16 protein-coding genes and 1 pseudogene are annotated in these 20,156 nt (G+C 60.2%); 13 read left to right on the top strand and 4 right to left on the bottom strand.

What is annotated here, in order from left to right:
- Positions 1-545: 545 nt before the first annotated feature.
- Positions 546-938 carry a hypothetical protein gene (locus DU478_RS23815; protein WP_456119798.1) on the bottom strand — a complete coding sequence of 131 codons (393 nt, stop codon included), beginning with the start codon at positions 936-938 and terminating at the stop codon, positions 546-548.
- Here DU478_RS23815 and DU478_RS23785 point away from each other — a divergent pair.
- The 4 genes and pseudogenes from DU478_RS23785 (at position 922) to DU478_RS21435 (ending at position 2,183) form a co-directional block, all read left to right on the top strand.
- The gene (locus DU478_RS23785; protein ID WP_407703182.1) at positions 922-1,245 is read left to right on the top strand and encodes a DNA methyltransferase; all 324 of its coding nucleotides are present in this window, start codon (positions 922-924) and stop codon (positions 1,243-1,245) included. The genes DU478_RS23815 and DU478_RS23785 overlap by 17 nt on opposite strands.
- On the top strand, positions 1,242-1,439 hold the full coding sequence (locus DU478_RS21445; protein ID WP_233501524.1) for a DUF7220 family protein: 198 nt from the start codon (positions 1,242-1,244) through the stop codon (positions 1,437-1,439). The genes DU478_RS23785 and DU478_RS21445 overlap by 4 nt, the downstream gene beginning before the upstream one ends.
- Before the next feature lie 187 nt (positions 1,440-1,626).
- Positions 1,627-1,929: pseudogene (locus tag DU478_RS21440) on the top strand (YcbK family protein); the annotation flags it as partial.
- A complete protein-coding gene (locus tag DU478_RS21435; protein ID WP_114512902.1) occupies positions 1,926-2,183 on the top strand; it encodes a hypothetical protein in 258 nt (85 codons plus the stop codon). The pseudogene DU478_RS21440 and the gene DU478_RS21435, both read left to right, overlap by 4 nt.
- Positions 2,184-2,377: 194 nt before the next feature.
- On the opposite strand, the gene DU478_RS21425 is transcribed toward DU478_RS21435, so the two are convergent.
- Both DU478_RS21425 and DU478_RS21420 read right to left on the bottom strand, forming a co-directional pair.
- Positions 2,378-3,043 carry a HEPN domain-containing protein gene (locus DU478_RS21425; RefSeq protein ID WP_199488399.1) on the bottom strand — a complete coding sequence of 222 codons (666 nt, stop codon included), beginning with the start codon at positions 3,041-3,043 and terminating at the stop codon, positions 2,378-2,380.
- A 22-nt stretch (positions 3,044-3,065) separates the two neighbouring features.
- Complete coding sequence (locus DU478_RS21420; protein ID WP_114512900.1) at positions 3,066-4,049, bottom strand: helix-turn-helix transcriptional regulator; 984 nt, start codon at positions 4,047-4,049, stop codon at positions 3,066-3,068.
- Positions 4,050-4,154: 105 nt separating this feature from the next.
- Between DU478_RS21420 and DU478_RS21415 the strand changes: the two genes are divergently transcribed.
- The 9 genes from DU478_RS21415 to DU478_RS21365 all read left to right on the top strand — a co-directional run bounded on the left by DU478_RS21415 (position 4,155) and on the right by DU478_RS21365 (position 18,794).
- Complete coding sequence (locus DU478_RS21415; RefSeq protein WP_114512899.1) at positions 4,155-7,433, top strand: TM0106 family RecB-like putative nuclease; 3,279 nt, start codon at positions 4,155-4,157, stop codon at positions 7,431-7,433.
- Between the two features lie 17 nt (positions 7,434-7,450).
- Positions 7,451-7,780 (top strand): DUF4357 domain-containing protein, encoded by a 330-nt coding sequence (locus DU478_RS23235; RefSeq protein ID WP_037207563.1) that lies wholly within the window; start codon positions 7,451-7,453, stop codon positions 7,778-7,780.
- 158 nt (positions 7,781-7,938) lie between these two features.
- Positions 7,939-12,129: a sacsin N-terminal ATP-binding-like domain-containing protein gene (locus DU478_RS22760; protein WP_147276398.1), complete on the top strand. Its 4,191-nt coding sequence runs from the start codon at positions 7,939-7,941 to the stop codon at positions 12,127-12,129.
- 1,112 nt (positions 12,130-13,241) lie between these two features.
- The gene (locus DU478_RS21390; RefSeq protein WP_114512923.1) at positions 13,242-14,096 is read left to right on the top strand and encodes a transketolase; all 855 of its coding nucleotides are present in this window, start codon (positions 13,242-13,244) and stop codon (positions 14,094-14,096) included.
- Positions 14,093-15,124, top strand: a complete 1,032-nt coding sequence (locus tag DU478_RS21385; protein ID WP_114512895.1) for a transketolase family protein — start codon at positions 14,093-14,095, stop codon at positions 15,122-15,124. Before DU478_RS21390 ends, DU478_RS21385 begins: the two co-directional genes overlap by 4 nt.
- A 43-nt stretch (positions 15,125-15,167) precedes the next feature.
- Positions 15,168-15,920 carry an SDR family NAD(P)-dependent oxidoreductase gene (locus tag DU478_RS21380; RefSeq protein WP_114512894.1) on the top strand — a complete coding sequence of 251 codons (753 nt, stop codon included), beginning with the start codon at positions 15,168-15,170 and terminating at the stop codon, positions 15,918-15,920.
- 67 nt (positions 15,921-15,987) lie between these two features.
- On the top strand, positions 15,988-16,953 hold the full coding sequence (locus DU478_RS21375) for a TRAP transporter substrate-binding protein (RefSeq protein ID WP_114512893.1): 966 nt from the start codon (positions 15,988-15,990) through the stop codon (positions 16,951-16,953).
- Entirely contained in the window at positions 16,953-17,525 is a 573-nt protein-coding gene (locus DU478_RS21370; RefSeq protein WP_114512892.1) for a TRAP transporter small permease, read from the top strand. The genes DU478_RS21375 and DU478_RS21370 overlap by 1 nt, the downstream gene beginning before the upstream one ends.
- A gap of 12 nt (positions 17,526-17,537) precedes the next feature.
- Positions 17,538-18,794, top strand: a complete 1,257-nt coding sequence (locus DU478_RS21365) for a TRAP transporter large permease (RefSeq protein WP_114512891.1) — start codon at positions 17,538-17,540, stop codon at positions 18,792-18,794.
- Here DU478_RS21365 and DU478_RS21360 read toward each other — a convergent pair.
- The gene (locus DU478_RS21360; RefSeq protein ID WP_233501521.1) at positions 18,791-19,789 is read right to left on the bottom strand and encodes a LysR family transcriptional regulator; all 999 of its coding nucleotides are present in this window, start codon (positions 19,787-19,789) and stop codon (positions 18,791-18,793) included. The two genes, DU478_RS21365 and DU478_RS21360, sit on opposite strands and share 4 nt — an antisense overlap.
- Between the last annotated feature and the right edge of the window lie 367 nt (positions 19,790-20,156).

Here is a 20,156-nt window from a genome sequence, read left to right as displayed (position 1 = left end):
CTTCGACATGGGGCGAGGCAAAAGAGGTTGAAAGTCCGCTTTTGTGTCCGGCCGAAGCTCTTTTGCATCATGCAGCGAATGACCGCCTACCGCCCATCGTGCCGATCGAGCGAGCCCCGGTATTGGGTTTCAACTGAATGTCCGTTTTCGCGGTGTGGTCGGGGTGCCTTCGCGGCCGCGGCGAACAGCAGCTCTCCGCCCATTCAAACGGATCTGATCGCTGAAATCCACAGGCGGCTGACTTTGTTGTGGCCATCGCGGATCAGTTGGGTAAGGCCCGATTAACATCGCGCTTTCGGATCGATGCCTGAGACACTTTCGCCGAACGTCCCCGCGGTAGACTTCTCCTCACATCCGCCAGCGACGCCACCGCGACCACCTCGCATTGTCACCTCATGGCGGCGAATGTCATTTATTGTCATGATTACAATTACTTGCGCCCCCTGATATCCTGCAGCCAGAGACGCGATCAAATCCGAGGCGGGGACATGGCGAAGCAGGCAGCGGCCAAAACAGACGACAGGGCGGCACAGCGCGGCGCCCGGTCAGTGGCGCAGCGGGCGGTCTCGGAGTTGATCCCCTACGCCAACAATGCGCGGACCCATTCCGAGGCGCAGGTGGCGCAGATCGCAAGCTCGATCCGGGAGTTCGGGTTCAACAACCCGGTGCTGGTGGATGGCGGGAACGGCATCATCGCGGGGCACGGACGCGTGCTGGCGGCCGCCAAGCTGGGCCTGCAAAAGGTGCCGGTGATCGAACTCACGCATCTCTCTGACGCGCAGAAGCGGGCCTACATCCTCGCTGACAACCGCCTGGCCGAGAATGCCGGCTGGGACCGGGAGTTGCTGGCGCTGGAACTCGGGGACCTGGCGGACCTCGGACTGGATCTCGGCGAGATCGGCTTCGACGGAGCGGAGCTGGATGCGCTGCTGGGTCATCCCCAGCCGCAACCAGGACGTCGAGACGATGCATGGCACCCAGAAGCCGGTCGAATGCATGCGGCGCCCGATGCAGAACAACTCCAGCCCCGGACAGGCAGTCTACGAGCCGTTCTGCGGGTCAGGCACCACGCTGATCGCGGCCGAGAGTTCCGGCCGGGTCTGCTTTGCCATGGAACTGGACGCGGCGTACGTGGATGTCTGTGTCCAGCGCTGGCAGGCCTTCTCGGGACATGCGGCAGTGCTCGACGGAGATGGCCGCGGCTTTGCCGAGATCACCGCCGCACGGCAGGAAGCGGCGGCATGAGCCAGACCCGCCGCATGTCCGCTCTGGAGGCTGCGAGCAACGTGGTCGTCGGCTGGCTGGTGGCCGCGAACAAGGCTATGGCAGACATGGTGCGTTACGCCGCTGAATTCGGGCTCACGCCCTCGGCCCGCGTCCGCATTTGCGCCGAAGGTCGCGACATTGCAATGGATGACCCGGCTGCCGAATTCTTCTAAGACCCTTGAAACTTATTGGTCTGACGCCGTTTCTTCGAAAAAACTCTGGTTCGAGGTGATCCCAGCCTATTTGGCTTTGAGCGCATCCTCCTCAAGATCTTCGACGCCAGCACCTTCTTCGATATGCTGATCGTCTAAAATGCGAATGGCATCGCCGATCAGCCGCGGTTGCCGAGGTTCAAGGTCTGCACGGCAGTGGGGCGAGCGGTTCCCGGTCCGTGCGACTGCCTTCGCAGCCGAGACGCCGCCCGCCCGCGAAGTGCTGGCCGAAAGCCGCACCATGAAGGGCGGTGGCGCGGCTGGCGTGGCAACGTTGGGCGCAGCCGGGGTCGAGGTGGCGCAAGGCGTCCTGGCAGAGACCCAGACCGCCATCCTGCCGCTCGTGCCGTATCTCGACACGCTCCGCTGGGTGTTCATCGCCGTCGCGCTCGGCGGTATCGCGGTCACGATCTATGCTCGGTTCGACGACTGGAAGCGGGGGCGGCGATGATCGGCGGCCTCCTCGCTGCGCTCGTCGGATCGGCATGCGCACGCGCAATGCTTCGCTACGGCGTCACAGCCATCGCGATCCTTCTGTTCCTGCTTGCCCTGCGCCGCTCCGGCGAGCGTGTCGGTCGCCTCGCGGAACGCCTCGACACCAGGGAGAAAGCCAATGAAGTTCAGCGAACGATGCTGGAGGCTGCGGCTCGCCGTCCTCGTAATCGCGACGAGCTTGTTGACCGGTTGCGCGACGGCGGGTTTTGAATCAGGCGGCGTGGCCATGTGTCCGCCGGTTGTGGAATACAGCAGGGAGTTTCAGTCTAGGGTGGCCGCGGAACTGGCGACGCTGCCAGACGGTTCGGCTGTTGTCGAGATGATGGCGGACTATGCTGTTATGAGAGACCAAGCTCGGGCGTGCATATCCAATTGAAACGTCATGAGCAAAGGCCGTTTCGAACCTATTCGACGACGGGATAAAATGGCTTACCCCAATGTTCATTTGGGTTGTCCATCATGATGTCGATGAAAACGGGCATCAGAAACCCAAGGATTTCAGCGCCGTCCCGAACCTGCGATCGATTCACACCGCTGTTCCAGGTTGATCCTCCGTGGACGAGTTGATTTCGCAGGACGTACAACCGGTCGAAGACGAAGCTCAGGACTCGTGCGGTGTCGCCCGCTTGGAATGATGTCGCGAATGAGCGGGCTGAGGTCTTGAAGCGTTCCTCCCAATCCTCAAACCCGTCAATCCCATTGTGATATTGCCAGAAGGGATTGAAGACGTACCGGTTTTCCATGAGCATCCGAACAGGACCGGAAAACCGCTGCCACAGTGCCTTGTAGATGCGTTGGTCTTGATCAAGGGCGACCAGTCGACCGAAGTACTCCACGAAAGCTGCGCGTTCTCCCGGGGCGACCGCTTGAAACTCCTGCTCGTCGGCGTAGGCAGCATTGAATGCGATCCAAAGGAAAATGAATCGCGCATCATCATCCTCGCCGCAAGCTTCCGCACGGCCGATCCAACTGATGGCACGATGAGCGCGCAGCCCCATGGTTTCGGGAAAGCCTTCGCGAATGGCGCGTTGTTTTGCTTTCAGGGCTGCATGGTCGAGACCGTTTTTCATAGTAAATTCCTATTCAATATCGTCATGGCAGAGCGTCGAAATCCGACCTCTGGTGGCCAGCAATCAATTCGCGCAAGCCCGCGGGCGCTAGTACGTCCACCTTGTCGCCCCATTGATAAAGGTGCCATGCCATTTCCAGCCAGCCCGCTGCCTTGAACCTGACGATCAGGCTGCCATCATCCTGAGGCTCTACAACTTGGGCCGGGTGGAAACGGTATTCGGCGGCGCGCTCTGCGGCCTCAGGTGTGAAGCGCCACACGACTTCGCCAAATTGTTCGGGGTCCTGATAAACACCAAACGCCTGAGCAGCGTAGGTCTCTAGGGAGAAACTCGAGGCCAGTTGGAAGCTTTCGTTCAGTACCTCCGCCTCATGAATCCGATCCATGCGGAAGTTCAAGATGTCTTCTCCACGCGAGGGTTGGCGTGCCACAAGATAGGTGCGGTGCCCCAGCAGCATGCCATGCGGTTCGATCACGCGCGGCGCAGCACCCTGAGCCCCATAACAGACGCGCAGCCGGAACGGACCGCGCAGCGCTTCGATGACAGCATCTGTCACGGCAGGCTTCAGCGTAACGGTAGGGCCTGGGCGCGTGACTTGTCCCAATCCAGCCAGCACTGCCTCTGCATCGGCTTCCGACCGAAGCGCGTCCCTTGGATTCAAACGCGCCAGCAACGCGTCGCGGAGATCCTCCAGAGAGCGTGAGTGCCGTATTCGCCCTTCATCGCGCGCGGTACGTGCCGCGATTTCCAGCGCCTCGATCGCCGTTTCCTGCCGGGGCTGCAGTCGGCCCGGCAAGGGTGCGTCCATCCGCCAGTAACGCCGTCTTTCCACATCGTCTGCGGTCGAAACGTTCGCGAAAGTTGCTTCGAGAGCCTCAGTCATCCGTTGAGCAGTGCGATGCGACACATCGAACTCGGCGCAGATGTCCTCGAGGCTGACACCACCTCGGCGAGAAGCCGCCATCTGGGCAAGGCGAAGCAAATCCTGCGCTTTTGCAAAAGACATTTGATCTCCATGCCAGAAATTGACACCCTCGCAGGGTATTGATGACCTTGCGGTCTGTCGAGGTGATTCCCTTGGAATTTGATTTGCATAGGTAATGGAGTAGCCATGAGGGATCTCGACGGTCGCATATTCTTGTCCGCAACGGATCTCATGCGCTTCACAGGCTGCGCACATGCGACCACCCTTGATCTTGCGCATCTGCGCGGAACGGGCCCGGAGCCGGGCGACGACACCGAGGACGCAGCGCTTTTGCAAAAGCAGGGCGATGCGCATGAGGCGGCGCACCTTGCACATCTCAAGGAGGCCGGGCGCACGGTCATGGAAATCGAGCGCGGCAAACTTTGCGAAAACGCCGAAGCCACGCGCGCGGCGCTCGCCGCTGGTCCGGATGTGGTGTTTCAGGGCGCGTTTCTGTCGGGGAACTGGGGCGGCTGGTCCGACTTCCTGGAGCGTATTGAGACCCCCTCGGCGCTTGGACCGTTCAGCTACGAGGTGGCCGACACCAAGCTGAAACGTCGGGCTGATCCGAAACATGTGCTTCAGCTGGTTCTATATTCCGATCTGCTGGCGGAAATTCAGGGGGTGGTGCCCGAGTTCGCGCATGTCGAATTGGGAGACGGCACGCGCGCGACGCTGCGCCTGGCGGACTACTCTGCCTATGCACGGATGGCGCGCGAACGGCTGGAAACTTTCGTTGCCGATCCGCAGCCGACACGCCCGGTGCCATGTGCGGATTGCGGTCTTTGCCGTTGGGCCGATCATTGCGAAAGCGTTTGGCAGACCGAAGACAGCTTGTTCAATGTCGCCAATATCAGCCGTGGTCAGGTGAAGAAGTTGGAAGCCGCGGGTGTTCACACATTGGAGGCTCTCTCGACGCTCGATCACCCAGTGCGCGGAATGGCCGAAAACACCCAGGCCCGTTTGGTCACGCAGGCCCGCCTGCAGCAGGCCCGCAAAACCGGGGAGCCAGATTTCGAACTACGGGCGCCCGAGCCTGGCAAAGGCTTTGACCTGTTGCCGGAACCGCAGCCGGGCGACCTGTTCTACGACATTGAAGGCGATCCACACTACGAGGGCGGCCTCGAATACCTGCACGGCATCTGGTTCGACGGGGCGTTCAAGGCGTTCTGGGCCCATGACCACGATGCCGAAGCGCGGGCATTGTCCGACTTGCTGGCGTTTTTTCGTGCGCGGATTTCGCAGTACCCCACTGCGCGTATCTATCACTACGCGCCCTACGAGATCACAGCACTCAAACGCCTGACCACGAAATATGGGATCGGAGAGGCTTTCCTTGACCGGCTGCTCCGGGAACGCCGCTTCGTCGATCTGTTTGCCGTGGTCCGCGGCGGGCTGATCGGATCGGAACCGAACTATTCCATCAAATCGATGGAGGCTTTTTACGACCGCAAGCGCGACGGTGAGGTCAAGACGGCGGGTGGCTCGGTCGTGGCATATGAGCGCTGGCGCGAAACGCAGGACCAGCAGATTCTGGACGAGATCGAGGATTACAACCGCGTCGACTGTATCTCGACCGAGGAATTGCGCGACTGGCTGGTCGGAATCCGGCCTGCTGGCCCTTGGCCGACACTTGCCCCGGATGCAGGTGATAAAGAGGTCGAAGAGGACGCCGATACGCAAGCTCTGCGCAACCTGCTGGCAGCATCAGGTTTGCCGGAGGCGCGGCAGGATATGTTGTTCAACCTCGGCGTTTTTCACAGCCGCGAGGTGAAGCCCGCGCAATGGGCCGTATTCGATAGCGCTGCGAAGGACGAAGATGATCTGCTCGACGATCTCGATGCGCTTGGCGGGCTTGAGGCAGCGGGCCCTGTCGAACCCGTCAAGCGATCCTTTGCGCGCCGATACACCTATCCCGAACAGGAAACGAAACTGCGGAGCGGTAAGAAGGCGACGGTTCCGGTGTTCGACAGTCCCCCGACAACGGTCGGAATCGAGACCATGGATCGCCGCGCCCGCCAGATCACGGTCAAAGCAGGTCCAGGCAAGGCCGACCTTCTGGCGGATCAGCTAACGCTGCATCCGGACTGGCCGATCCAGACGGGTGTCATTGCCGGTGCTTTGCGCGATGTGATCGCCGATCAGTGCGGCGCGCGCCGGTACACGGCGGTGGACGACCTGCTGTCGCGCGCTGCACCGCGTCTGGGCTCTGGCCCACGAGGCGATCTTTTGGGCGGGGCAGAACCTGTAGCGGGCACTATTGCCGTGGTGAATGACATGGATGGAACGGTCCTGCCGTTTCAGGGGCCACCTGGTACCGGCAAGACCTATGTGAGTGCACGCGCGATCCTGTCTTTGGTGCGCAAGGGCCATCGCGTCGGCGTCGCATCCAACAGCCACGAGGCTATCAGGAATGTGCTGATGGGCTGTCTTTCAGCGTTGGAAAACGAAGACCTGCCGATCAATCTCGAACTCGTGCACAAGGTTTCTGGCAGTGAGGATGGTTATCCCGAAGATTGCGATGTTCATCGTACGACCGACAACGCAGAGGCCGCCAACGGCGGGCATGTCGTGGGCGGCACCGCGTGGTTCTTCTCGCGCGACGAAAATGTTCAGGCCTTTGATTGGCTGTTCGTGGACGAGGCAGGCCAGGTCGGACTTGCCAACATGGCCGCCATGGGGCGTGCCGCGCGAAACATCGTGCTTGTGGGCGACCCACGCCAGTTGCCGCAGGTCATTCAAGGAGCGCATCCCGAGCCTGCGAACCTGTCGTGCCTGGATTGGATGCTCGGTGAGCATGCGACGGTTCCAGCCGACCGGGGAATTTTCCTTCCCACATCCCGGCGTATGCATCCTGAAGTCTGTCGGTTCATCTCGGAACAGGTCTATGAAGGCCGACTGAGCAGCCATCCTGATACTGCTCACCAGTGCGTGACAGGCACGGCGCTTCCCGAAGCCGGAGCTTTCTGGGTGCCGGTCCCCCATGAGGGTAATGCACAGATCGCACAGGAAGAAGTCGCCGCTATTGGCAAAACCGTCGCCAAGCTTCTTGGTGGAAGCTGGACGGAGAAGGACGGCAGCACGCGAACGATGCGCGAGACCGACATCATTGTCGTCGCTCCGTACAACGCTCAGGTAAACGCTCTGCGGGATGCCCTTCCGTTGGGTGTTCGCGTCGGAACCGTCGACAAGTTTCAGGGGCAGGAGGCGCCGGTCTGCCTCGTTTCCATGACCGCATCCTCCGCTGACGAAACCTCGCGCGGGATGGAATTTCTGTTTTCTCTGAATCGCATTAATGTTGCGGTCTCCCGCGCCAAGGGACTCGCATTGGTATTTGGAGCCCCGCGATTGCGTGAGGCGAAGTGTAATACTGTTGAGCAAATGCAGCTGGTGAATACGCTGTGTGCTCTGCCATTGATCAAATAAAATGAAAGAGGGAATTCATGAGCGAGAACGATTGGTTTGTAATGCGTCCGCAGAAGGCTCAAGCCTATGGCCGCCCCGAGTCCGGTGGCTTCCTTGTCCGCAAGGACTCGACTGCGATGCGAGAAGGCTCCCCTCGTGTGAAGAGGGATCGCGAAGAGCGTGACCGTCTGGTTCGGCGGGGTGTCCTCGTCCCGGACAGCGACCCGGACTTGTATCGTTTTTCGTGCGATCACCTCTTTGGCAGCTCCAGTGTGGCCGGGGGCATCGTCAAGGATGGAAACTGCAGCGGACCCCAAAGCTGGCGCAGGCCCAGTGATGGAAAGACGATCAAGGAAGCAATCGGCTAACCGTTTTGTTCGCGGTGATAGGGTCAAAGGTTAGGCGAGCAAATGAATAGTGAAATTTCTGGCAACGGATTAAAAGAAAACAGTCTTATGCGGCGTGATCTGAGATGCACCCAATGTCCGTGAACCAAGAGAGCAGCGCCAGAGCGCACGAAACGCACATGACAGGCGAGGCTTGGGCTGCGTTCATTGCAGCTGAGCTGAAATCTACGTGCAAGGCGTATATCGAGAAACCCGCCTTCCTTTTAGGCCATTCACGCACCGAAAAGCAGACCACGGCAGACTATGCTGGTCGTGAGCTTCTGGAGCTTGTTCAAAACGCGGCCGACGCGGCAAGTGAGGTGGGTGGATCAGGACGTGTCCTAATCGAGGTGACGCAGGATGCACTGTACGTCGCTAACACCGGGCAGCCGTTCCGGAGAGGTGGTGTCGCGTCCCTGATGACGGCACACACCAGCGACAAACCAACGCGCGCCGCGCGCATGATCGGCGCGAAGGGGCTAGGGTTTCGTGCGATCCTGAATTGGACTGAGGCCCCCATCATCAGCAGTGGTGCGCTTGAGTTGGGGTTCTCGCGGACCCACGCACGCGCCTTGGTTGCTGAACTAGCTCATCAGAACGCTGAGATTGCTGCCAGCTTCAGCGGGGATAATCCCAACTTACCGCCATTGCTTGTGTTTCCCGCCACCGGTGCGGAACTGGACTCACTGGGTGATTGCGGCACGCAAGCTGTTGTGCGGCATGCACGTAGACTTCGGGAAGATGGATACGACACAGTTATCGCCGCACCTCTCGGCAGCACCAACGCACTGAAGAGGGTCGTTGAGCAAGCTACTCAGTTCCAGCCTAGCTTTCTCTTGTTCGTCCGAGCGTTGGACGAGATCCGCATTCGACTGCCCGGCCACGATGAGAAGAGATGGACAAAGGGCGTGAAAGACGATGGCGATATATCGCTGTTGCTCGAATGTGGTTCGGAGGCCAGCACTCAGGATTGGATCGTCAGGCAACGAGTAGGTACTATTGGAGAGGGAGAAAACGTACGGGAATTTGAACTCGCCATAGCGATAAGGTCTGGCGAAACGAACGCGCCTGGCAAGTTGCACAGCTTCTTCCCAACCTCTCTGCCGCTACCGTTCTCAGGCCTCTTCCACGCCACGCTGGAACTCGACTCTAGCCGCAAGACGATCAATGAAGATTCGCAGCATAACATCGAGGTTCTGCGAGCTCTTGGTCGTCTACACGCCGAGATGCTCACCGAGCTCCGCAAAATGGGCCGCATTTCCGAACCGCTGGACTGGCTTATTGCGCATCAAGAATTTCCAGACGCGCTGAAGCCAGTCTCAGAGGCCGCATGGCTGCGGGCAAAAGATCTACCCATCGTGCGGAGTATGGATCGTGTTTGGCGCAAACCCGACAAAGCACGAATTGGTCCAATAAATTACGCTGAATACCTGCCAGCACGGCTTTTTGGCCAACTCGCCAGCGTCAGTTCAACCGACGCAGAGGCGCTTCTGAGGCACGAACTGGGTGTGCCGATGGTGAGCACGAAAGACATTCTAAATACACTTAGGGCCGCAGATCTCAGTTTTTCCGAGCGCGCAAAGGCGATAGTCGGCATCGCGAAGGCCTTTCCAGAAGACCAACACGATCGGCGTTTGTTGGTCGACATTAAGGGCAAGGAAATGTCATCGACGGCCACGGCATTTCCTCCTCCCTCCGATGAAGCCAAACGACACGGGCTTCCCGATTGGGCGAACGCGCGCTTCATCCATCCAGAGCTTTGGACCGAACTTCTGGCTGAGGCATCGGGCAACGTCGTCCGCGACAAAATCCACTCGTTGAAGGGGTTCCGGGTCGTCGAGTACAGCGCGGAAGCCGTTATCGCGGCGCTTCGCAGCAGAGTAACGGATCTTCTGAAGAAGAAACGAAGCAATCCCGACCATCTGCAAGCGAGTTTGTTGGCCACCGTTTACTCTCTTCATGACCGGGGCCGAAACACGCCTCAAGGGGTCTTTCGGGTGCGATGCAAAGATGGACAATGGCGCGACATAACAACCGTTCATCTCTCTGAGCATTATGGAATAGTTGGACGCACCACGGCGGCTCTGTATCCTGGTCAGCCCGAACTGCTAATCGGCACCCCACTCGAAAATGGCTTCGGCGAAGAGCCTGATGATTTGGTCGAGTTCCTCATATGGCTCGGTATAAATCCGTGGCCGCGAAAGATAAGCGGGCCTCTGCCTGTGAAATGGCATCAATCGGTGATTGACGCGGTACCAGAGAGCTTTCAGGTCACCGACGGAAACACCTCAAGAGAAATTAAAAGCTCGGATCTATCGTGGGGCTACACGGTAAATGCGGCTCATGACACCGTCGACGGACTTGAGCGTATTCTCAGCGATGCACCAGCCGAGGCCATTCTAGCATGGCTCGCTCATGATCCGCGGCTTGATCCACTTGCCCCCATTCCGGCTTTCAGCGTTAGGTTGGAAGCTCGAGAAAATGGCTTGTCAAAGTTTCGGGCATATCCGGGAACTCTCCCAAACACGGTTCATCTCGATATCCAGGCGAGTGCATGGCTCGATTGCCAAGACGGACTGCGCCATGCCCCGAGAGATGCAATGATCGAGCCGGGAGTTCTCTCCGCACTATTCCAGGCGCCCCGTGCACGCAGTTCGACTAGCGAGATAGAATTCGGACTCGATAAGGCACATTGGCGGAGAGGCCTTGAGCGTGCAGGCGTGGTGCGAAATCTGGATGACCTCCCTGAATCTCAAGTGTATCGGCTTCTTGCGTCACTTCCATCACGGCAGATCAAGCCAGAGGTAGGGAGCAGGCTTTTTCTCCAGATCTTGGAACGAGAAACGTTTGACCCGGAACTTGGGGGAGTGGACGGAATTACATTTCTTTCAGAAGGAAAACTACCTGTCCAGTTTGGAGGACGCCGGATTTGGGCTGAACGAGAGGAAGTTCTTTACGCTCAGCGTGATGACTTTCCTTCAGTTGCAAAGTCCCATTTGCGACTCCTTGATTTACCGTCTCGTCGGAATGCTAAACAGGTGATGGCGCGTTTCGGCGTCGCCACTCTGCAGAAGGATGCGCTCAATCTCAAGATTTGCTCCGTGGACGAGGTTGTAGAGGGCGATTCAATAACTTTGCGGTCACGCTTTGATCTATCGAAGCCTTACATAGCGGCGCTGCGCAAAGCGCTATCTCCTGACGGCACTCATCTACGTCGCCTAGAAGCAGTTCAGCTTAAGGTCGCGGCTCGTGCCGAAATGGAGCTGTCAATCAACGGCACCACGATCGTTGAGAAATTGGACCCATGGCGTCACAGTTTCGATGGTGACACATTGGTCATTACGGTCGATGGAACCAGAAGCTTTGACGAGGTGATGGATCTCGGATGCCATGCAGTGGCGGATGGGCTTGCGGAGCTTTTTGAACTACAAAGCGGAGCAGATTTTATGCCTTTCTTGGCGTCTTCTACGGATGCGCTGCGTCGCGCCCATCTTCAACGTGCCCTACCTTCATTTAGCGAGGACGAACTTGCTTCATTGATCGGAGGCGTCGATCACGCATTTGTCTCTCCGTTTGCACCAGACGTAGATGCGGAGACGATGACTGCTGGTCCGGCAGCGGCCGCGAACAAGTCGTGCGATGGGCAAGCTTCATCCACGGCGGATAGCGGGAACGATGAGTCGGGACCAGACCCGGACGAGGTTCCAAGTGGAGCCAAATCGTCCGAAGTCGAGTTGACCGTTCAACAGCGTCAGCCGCAAAGCAATACATCGTTGGAGCGCACGTCTTTCCCGCGACGCACGCTACGCGTTTCTGGGCCTACAGGTCAGGTCCCAAATCCAAATGGTACCGACCCAAACCGTGCGGCGGATGCGGAGCATTGGACTGCAGCGTTCGAACGCGCCAACGGCCGTTGGCCCCAGCTGGTTGCCCACCTGCAGGGCACAAGGGCTTTTGGCTGTGACTATCTTACTTTTGACAGCGAAGAGGATCGTTCGGCGTTTCTGAAAAATCCGACAAGAATCGAACTGGTCAGCCGTTTTATCGAGACAAAGTCCGGCAGTGTTCGATTTTCGGACAATGAATGGCTAGCCGCAAACAACCTGGGTGAACGATACTTCATATATCGGATCAGCTTTAGCGAAGGAGGTCGCGATCAAGCCCAGCTGACTGTTGTGCGCAATCCTTCCGCTCGGGGAGACGCGATACGGACAGAAAGAGAATTGTTGGTCGACAAGGTGAACGGTCGAGAGGAATTTGACTTGGTAGTCGCCGAGCCCCCAGCAGAAGAGCAGCCCAAAGCGCACCACGCTATAGCAAAACAAACTTGAAGGCTGGAGAAGGTTCGATCCGGGTCCCGTTCCCTCCGCCACTTGACCTCACGAAACGTTTCTCTCGATCCGGCTGCGGCCGGATTTTTCCGTTGTTTTCGAGGGTTATGCGGGCGGGGCTGAGAACTGGCGGAGGCGCCGGGAGGCATGGAAGCGGTCTATCCGGGCCGATATTCTCCTGACCTGTTGACTGCGCTCTTTTGGTACAGTCCTATAAAACTCTGAAAATTAAACTCTTTTTCGGCCGCTAGAACTGTACCTTTGCGGCGGACGTCCGGCATGCGGGCGCGACCCCGGTCGAAAGCCATAACTGGTATGCAGTGGTTCGTGACCATCGATCATGAACACGCCTACATTTTTCCGCCAACACCCTTGAACTTTTCAACGAACGCAGAGATGCGTTGGAACACATCTCTTTTTTTAGTCAGGTATTGTGGATTGAGTGGGCTCATTTTTGGGAGGATCGAGTTCAACTCTGTGCCGTTTTCGCTCGCGTAGCCGCACCATGAAGGGCGGAGGCGCGGCGGCCGCGCTAATGGGTTCGTCCTGAACAACTCTTATCTGACTGATTTTGTTTGAGAACAGCGTGATTTTGTTGGGCTAGAAGCGCAAGGTTTCGTATTATCTCGGCGGAAACCCTGCAATTTCGAGCCACGATATGAAGCCGAGAAAGCCGCTTCCGGAACAAGACGATCTTCTGCGTGCCCGCCTGGACGAGATGATCGCCATGCGCCACGAACTGGTGAAACTCGCCGCCCTGATCGACTGGGATGACCTTGCAGAACTTCAACCTGCCGCAGCTTCAGCACAATCTCTTCGGGCTTGTCTCGCTTTCCAGCCATCGCTTGGTCCTCCTGACATCGGGATAAAACTATCCCAGTTGGTGGACCACTTCAGTGGGGGCACTCCAGTTATGTGGTTGCGCCGTGCAAGTGGCCAATAGCACTCTTCGCACCTGCAACATCGCGGAGCGGCAAGCCGGAGGCATACCGATAAGCGTCGGGAAAGGTGTTAAGTTTTCCTAACGAAGTCTGAAAGACTCCGATACGGACGCCGGGGCCATGCTCTGGCATATCCGTCCCGACAGCCTCAGGGCTATTTGGGAGGACATCATGAAAGCCGAACGCCGACCGCACGCGGCGAGCAATGTCTCGCTCGCACTGCGTGCCTGGAACATTCGCCGCAAGGCGCTTCTCATGGGCGAGGTCCAAGGCCAGGGATACATCGGTCAGGCACTCGGGATCGCCGACGTGCTTGCAGCCTCGTATTTCCACGCCTTGGAATACCGCCCGGAAGACCCGGAATGGGAGGGGCGCGACCGCTTCCTGCTCTCCATCGGACATTACGCCATCGCGCTCTACGCCGTGCTGATGGAAGCCGGCATCCTGCCGGAGGAAGAACTCGAAACCTACGGCATGGACGACAGCCGCATGCCCATGTCGGGTATGGCGTCCTACACGCCCGGGATGGAGATCACCGGAGGCTCACTCGGCCACGGGCTCGGAATCGCGGTTGGCATGGCGCTTGGAATGAAGCGAAAAAGAAGCCCCGCCTTTGTCTACAACCTGATGTCGGATGGCGAACTCGGCGAGGGCTCCACCTGGGAGGCGGTCATGTCCGCGGTCCAGTGGAAACTCGACAACCTCATCTGTCTCGTCGACTTCAATGACCAGCAAGCCGACGGCAAGTCGACCGCAGCGCTGGCGCAGGGTCGGGAGGAAGACAAGTGGGCGGCCTTCGGCTGGCACGCACAGCGCATCGACGGAAACGATCTCGTCGCCGTGGTCGCCGCCTTCGACGCCGCCCGCGAAGCTCCGGAAGGACAGCCCCGCGTCATCATTTTCGACACCCGCATGTGCAAGGGCGTCGACTTCCTCGAGAGCCGCGAGATCACGCACTTTGTCCGCGTCGAGCCTGACGAATGGTCCAAGGCGCTGACCGTTCTGGAAGAAGGAAAGCCGCAATGACCCTCGCCTCGATGAATCGCAAATACGAACCGCGCAAGGTGCCTGAGAAAAAGGTCGCCACCTCGGCGATGATCGCCTCGCTCGCCGCAGAAGGCTACGACACGGTGTCGGCCCCCTTCGGTCATGCACTGGTGGAAGCTGCGAAGAAAGACGACAAGATCGTCGGGCTCTCCGCCGATCTCGCCAAATACACCGACCTGCACATCTTCGCCAACGCGATGCCGGACCGGTTCTACCAGATGGGCATGGCCGAGCAGCTCCTGATGTCGGCCGCCGCCGGGCTGGCGCGTGAGGGCTTCAACCCGTTCGCGACCACCTATGCGGTATTCGCCTCGCGCCGGGCCTACGATTTCATCGCAATGGCGATTGCCGAAGAGAACCTGCCGGTCAAGATCTGCTGCGCGCTGCCGGGGCTGACCACAGGCTACGGGCCATCGCACCAGGCGACGGAGGATCTGGCGATCTTCCGCGGCCTGCCGAACATGACCATCATCGACCCCTGCGATGCGGACGACATCACCGGCATGATACCGCAACTCGCCGCGCACGACGGGCCGGTCTATACCCGTCTGCCGCGCGGCAAGGTGCCCTCGGTTCTGACCCGTCACAAGCCTGACTACAAATTCCAGCTGGGCAAGGCGCAAACGATCCGGGAAGGCAAGGATGTCCTCGTTGTCTCGACCGGCTTCATGACCATGCGTGCACTCGACGCTGCGGTGGCTCTGGAGACCGATAACATCGACGTGGGAGTGCTGCATGTGCCGACGATCAAGCCACTCGACACCGCGACGATCCTCGAGGAGGCCCGCAAGGGCGGACGGCTGGTCGTGACGGCCGAGAACCACACAGTGGTCGGCGGCCTGGGCGAGGCTGTTGCGCGGACTTTGCTGATCGAGGGTGTCACGCCGTCGTTCCGCATGATCGGGCTGCCGGACGCGTTTCTCGAAGCCGGCGCCTTGCCGACCCTGCACGAGATGTATGGCCTGACGGTCGACAGGATCGCCGCGCAGATCAAGGGCTGGCTCTGACGGCCTGACCGCACCTTACAGATTTCAAGGAAGGAGAGAGGCCATGAGGCTTCTGAAGGACAAATATGCCATCGTGACCGGCGCGGCTTCGGCCCGCGGTCTCGGCAAGGCGACGGCCGCGATGTTCGCCGAACACGGCGCGATTGTCGCCATTCTGGACCTCGACGGCGCAGCGGCAGAGGCGGCCGCGGTCGATCTCGGTGAGGGTCATGTCGGCCTCGCCTGCAACGTCACCGACAAGACGGCGTGCGAGGCAGCGGCGAAAACGCTGCTTGATCGCTGGGGCCGGATCGACGTGCTAGTAAACAATGCCGGGATCACCCAGCCGCTCAAGATCATGGAGATCGAGCCGCAAAACTACGACGCGGTGACCGACGTGAATCTGCGCGGCACCCTCTACATGAGCCAGGCAGTGATTCCTGCGATGCGGGCACAGATGTCGGGCGCGATCGTCAACCTGTCATCAGTCTCTGCACAGCGCGGCGGGGGAATCTTCGGCGGCCCGCACTATTCGGCCGCAAAGGCCGGTGTGCTGGGTCTGACCAAGGCCATGGCGCGCGAACTCGCGCCGGTCAACGTGCGCGTCAACGCGATCTGCCCGGGCTTCATCGCGACCGACATCACCGCAGGCAAACTCACGGACGAACAGCACAAGATGGTGCTCGCGGGCATCCCGATGGGGCGCGCGGGTGCCGCGTCGGATGTCGCCGGCTGTGCCCTGTTTCTCGCGTCCGATCTTTCGGCCTACTGCACCGGCACGGAGGTCGATGTGAACGGCGGCTCGCTCATCCACTGAGCCGAAACCACCGGCGGCCGTGGGGAGCGGCGCCTTTTTTCTGATCTTCAAAACGGGAGGAAAATCCATGAAGACGCAATTGATGGCCATTCTGGCCACCACAACCATCTTGTCCGGGGCCGCTCATGCGGACGAAGTGATCTTCGCGCACGGCTCCAATCCGGGCAATCCACGCTTCGTCGCGGCCGAGAAATGGGCGGAGTCGTTCGCAGAGTGCAGCGGCGGCGCGCACAGCGTCAACGTCGCACCCTCGGCCACGATGGGCGACGACGCCGAAATGCTGACGTCAGCGACCGCCGGCGTGATCCAGGTGACCGCCAATAGCCAGGGCGCAATGAGCCAGATCGTGCCTGAAATCGGTCTGCTCGGCCTTCCATTCCTTTTCGAGGACCTGCCGACCGCCTGGGCGGTTCTGGACGGCGAGGTCGGCGACATGATCGACCAGCGCGCCCAGAATGCAGGTCTCAAGGTGCTCGGCTTTTGGGACAACGGCATCCGTCATGTGACCCACACGGACAAGGCCGTCGCCACCCCGGGCGACATCGCAGGCATGCAGATCCGCACACCTCCGGATCAGATGACCGTCGACATCTTTGAAGCACTCGGCGCAGCACCTGCACCGCTGGCGTGGTCGGAACTGCCGAGCGCGCTGCAATCGGGGGTCTTCGACGGCCAGGAGAACCCGCTCGTCAACATCTTCTCGGCCAACCTGCACGAGATCACGCCCTACATCACGTTGACCGGTCACCAGTATCAGGCGACTCCGGTCGTCGCGGGGATGGTCTGGTGGTCGGGTCTCGACGTAGCGACGCAGCAATGCGCGCTGGATGCGACTGCCAAGGCCGGCGAAATGCAGCGCCAGTTGGTGCTGGAGTCCGATGAGGACCTGCGGCCGAAGATGGAAGAGGCAGGCGCCCAGTTCGCGGAAGCCGACCGCGCCGCTTTCCAGGAGGCCACGCAGTCGGTCTACGACAAGTATGCCGAAACCTACCCGGAGCTGGTTCAGGCTCTGCGCGACGCGGCGGGCCTCTGATGGCCGCCGGGGACAACAAGTCCCCGCAGACCGGTGGGAAGGGGCGATTGCGCCCCTTCCTCGGCCCGGTCCGGGGCGCGACCAACCTTCTCGATTGGAGCGGGCGCATCATCGTCTTCGCCTGCCTGACCTCCATGTTTGCGGCCCTGCTCGTAAACGTTGTGCTGCGTTACGCCTTCGGGGCCGGGATCGCTTGGGCCTATGAAATCCACGCCATTCTGCTTCCGTGGCTGGTGGCCGGCGGCCTCGTCATCGCGTCGGCCCGCGCCGGAAATATTTCGGTCACGATCCTCTCCGATGTGCTCTCGGGCCGCAGGCGGCTGGTCCTAAACTTCATGGTCCAAGCCACGATCTTCGTGATCTCGGTCAGCATCCTCTGGAGTAGCCAGCCCATTCTGAAGGCGTCCCAGTTTCAGACCCTGTCGACACTCGGGATCAAGCAGGTGTGGGGCTATTCGAGCATTGCTTTCGCCTTTGGAGCCATGGCGCTCCTAGCTGTCTTCGGCCTCCTCCGGACACTGTCAGGCGAGGACATCACCGATCGTGACCCTGCGCTTGCAAGCCTGAGCTGAAGGAGCTCTGTCATGACCACACCTCTCGTATGGATATTCTTCGGGCTCATGGTTCTCTCGGTGCCGATAGCCCACGCGATGCTGGGCGGCGTTGCGGCGGCGCTCTGGCTCGATGGCAAACCGATGGCCGTCATCGCCCAGCGACTTTACACGCCGACACAAAGCTTCCCGATGCTGGCGATCCCTTTCTTCATCCTAGCGGGCAACCTGATGATGTCGGGAAAGTTTGGGGTCTACCTCGTCAACACCGCCCGCTTCGTCGTCGGCAACTTCAAGGGTGGACTGGGCCAGGTATCGGTCATCGGTTCGGTGATGTTCGGCGGTGTCTCCGGTTCGGCCGTGGCCGATGCCACGGCGCTTGGCAACGCGCTGATCCCCGTGCAAAAGGCGGAGGGCTACCCGGCGGGCTTTTCGGCGGCGATCAATTCGGCCTCCTCGACCGTCTCGGTGCTTATTCCGCCGTCGATACCATTGATCCTTTACGGACTCGTTTCCGGCGTTTCGATCGTCGACCTGTTCGTGGCCGGCATCCTGCCGGGCGTGATGCTGGGTCTCGGGATGTGTATCGCCGTAGCCGTGGTCGCGCACATGCGCAACCTGCCGCGCTCGCCACTCGCAGGAGGCTTCACGGCGTTCCGGTCGCAGATCCTCGCCGCGATCCCGGCACTACTGATGCCCGTCTTCGTGATCGGCACGTTGCGCTTTGGCATCGCCACGCCGACGGAGGTCAGCGTCATGGCGGTGGCCTATGCGCTGCTCGTCAGCGGTTTGGTCTACCGCGACCTGACGTTCGGCGGGATCTGGGAGGCGGCCGTCGATACCGGTCGCATGACCGGTGCGGTGATGATCATCATCATGGCCTCGTCGACCATCCAGTGGGTGCTCACGGCCGAACGGGTGCCCCAGGAACTCGCGGAGTGGGTGCAGGCGGCCTTCGCCGAACCGTGGATGGTGATCCTCGCGCTCAACATCGTCATGCTGATCGTGGGCGCGTTCCTCGACCTGCCCGCCGCCGTGCTGCTGCTCGGCCCGCTCTTCGTCACGATTGGCCAAGCAATCGGACTGGACCTTGTTCAGCTCGGCCTGATGATGGTGGTGAACCTGGCGATCGGGCTCTACACGCCGCCCGTGGGCACCACGCTCTTCATCTCGTCGGCGATCTCGGGCGCGAGTATCGGAGCGACCGTAAGAGCTCTCCTGCCCTTCTACGGTGTGGCAATCGTGGTGCTGCTGCTGATCTCCTACGTGCCGGCGCTGACGATCTACTAAAGCCTCCAGGGCACGACTTCGATCAATTCCGGCCCGGATTCGGGCCGGAACGTGCAGCCGAACCCGGTCAAGAGCGTGCGTGCCTCGGCATCATGCTCCGCGGCCTTGCGGGTCAGCCACTCCGCAAAGCGGCTCACGATCCGGCGGTTGAGATGACGCGGCGGGCAGACGAACCAGTAGGCCGGGAAGTCGATCACGTCGAAGGCGGTGGAGAACGGCACCAGTTCACCCCGCCTGAGCTCCGGCAGGCATTGTGTGACACTGTCGAGTGCCAGCCCGCCTCCCTGCTTCGCCATCTCGATCGACATCGAGGATCGGTCGAAGCGGAACGGATATTCCAGTTCGTCAAGCTCGATCCGGTTCGAGGCGAGCCAAAGGTCCCACCGATAGAGCGCCTTGACGCTGTCGATGAGGCGCGCGGCTGCGATCTGCTCCACTGGATGGTTCGAAACTTGCTGCAATTCGTCGAGGTAGTCAGGACTGCACAGCGGCAGGACAAGGTCGTGGAGAACACAGTTCACCGTGAGCCCGGTCCAGCTACCCAGGCCGTAGCGCAGGTCGAAATCCACGGCTTCGGTATCGAAGGCGCTGAAATCCGGGGTCGCATCCACGCGGATGTTCCATTCCCGGTTCTCGGCGGCGAATTCCCCGATACGCGGTCCGAGCCAGCGGACGCCAAAACTCGGACTGACCCGGACCGTCAGATTGCGGGTTTCGCGCTGGCGGGCAATCGCGTTGCGCGCATTGCGAATGGCGCTGAAGGCCTGCGTGGTGGTCTGGAACAGCCGGTCGCCGTCCAGCGTCAGGACCAGGCGCCGCTTCTCGCGGCGGAACAACTTCACCCCGAACTGCTCCTCGAGAAGGCGGATCTGCTGGCTGACCGCCGAGGGCGACACGCCGAGCTCGACAGCCGCCTTCGTCACAGTCCCGAGCCTGGCCACGACCTCGAAATACTCGGTTGCCTTGAGGTTACTGTCCCGCATCGCGTCCTGCATGGGTTATCGGTCTTTCAATACACCATTCTATCCAGCAAGGTCCACGACCCCGTCTGAAACGGTGTCTCGCAGCCGCAGCATTCACGAAGCGCTGGCGCGATCGACAGGAATGGCAAGCAGAGCCGATCAGCGGTTCGTCCGGCATGCGGCTTGGCCTACGAAAGTCTGCTCTGGTGATGCCGCTTTGCGGCGGAGCCAATTGAGATGAATGTCAGTTCAGGGCCGAAAGCTCGTCAGTGTCGTTTGCCAGGGGTCTTTGTGATTTTGTTACCACGGGGTCCGGACTGGGTGGAGGTATTGGTCAGGTTTTCCTCCGTAAGCTTGCGCCATCGTTCAAGACGCGCCGGATCGAGTGTCCCGTTGGCGG

Source organism: Thalassococcus profundi, assembly GCF_003344785.1.
Taxonomy (GTDB): domain Bacteria; phylum Pseudomonadota; class Alphaproteobacteria; order Rhodobacterales; family Rhodobacteraceae; genus Puniceibacterium; species Puniceibacterium profundi.
Note: the sequence above shows the minus strand (reverse complement) of the source record. Positions and strands in the feature narration are given on the sequence as shown.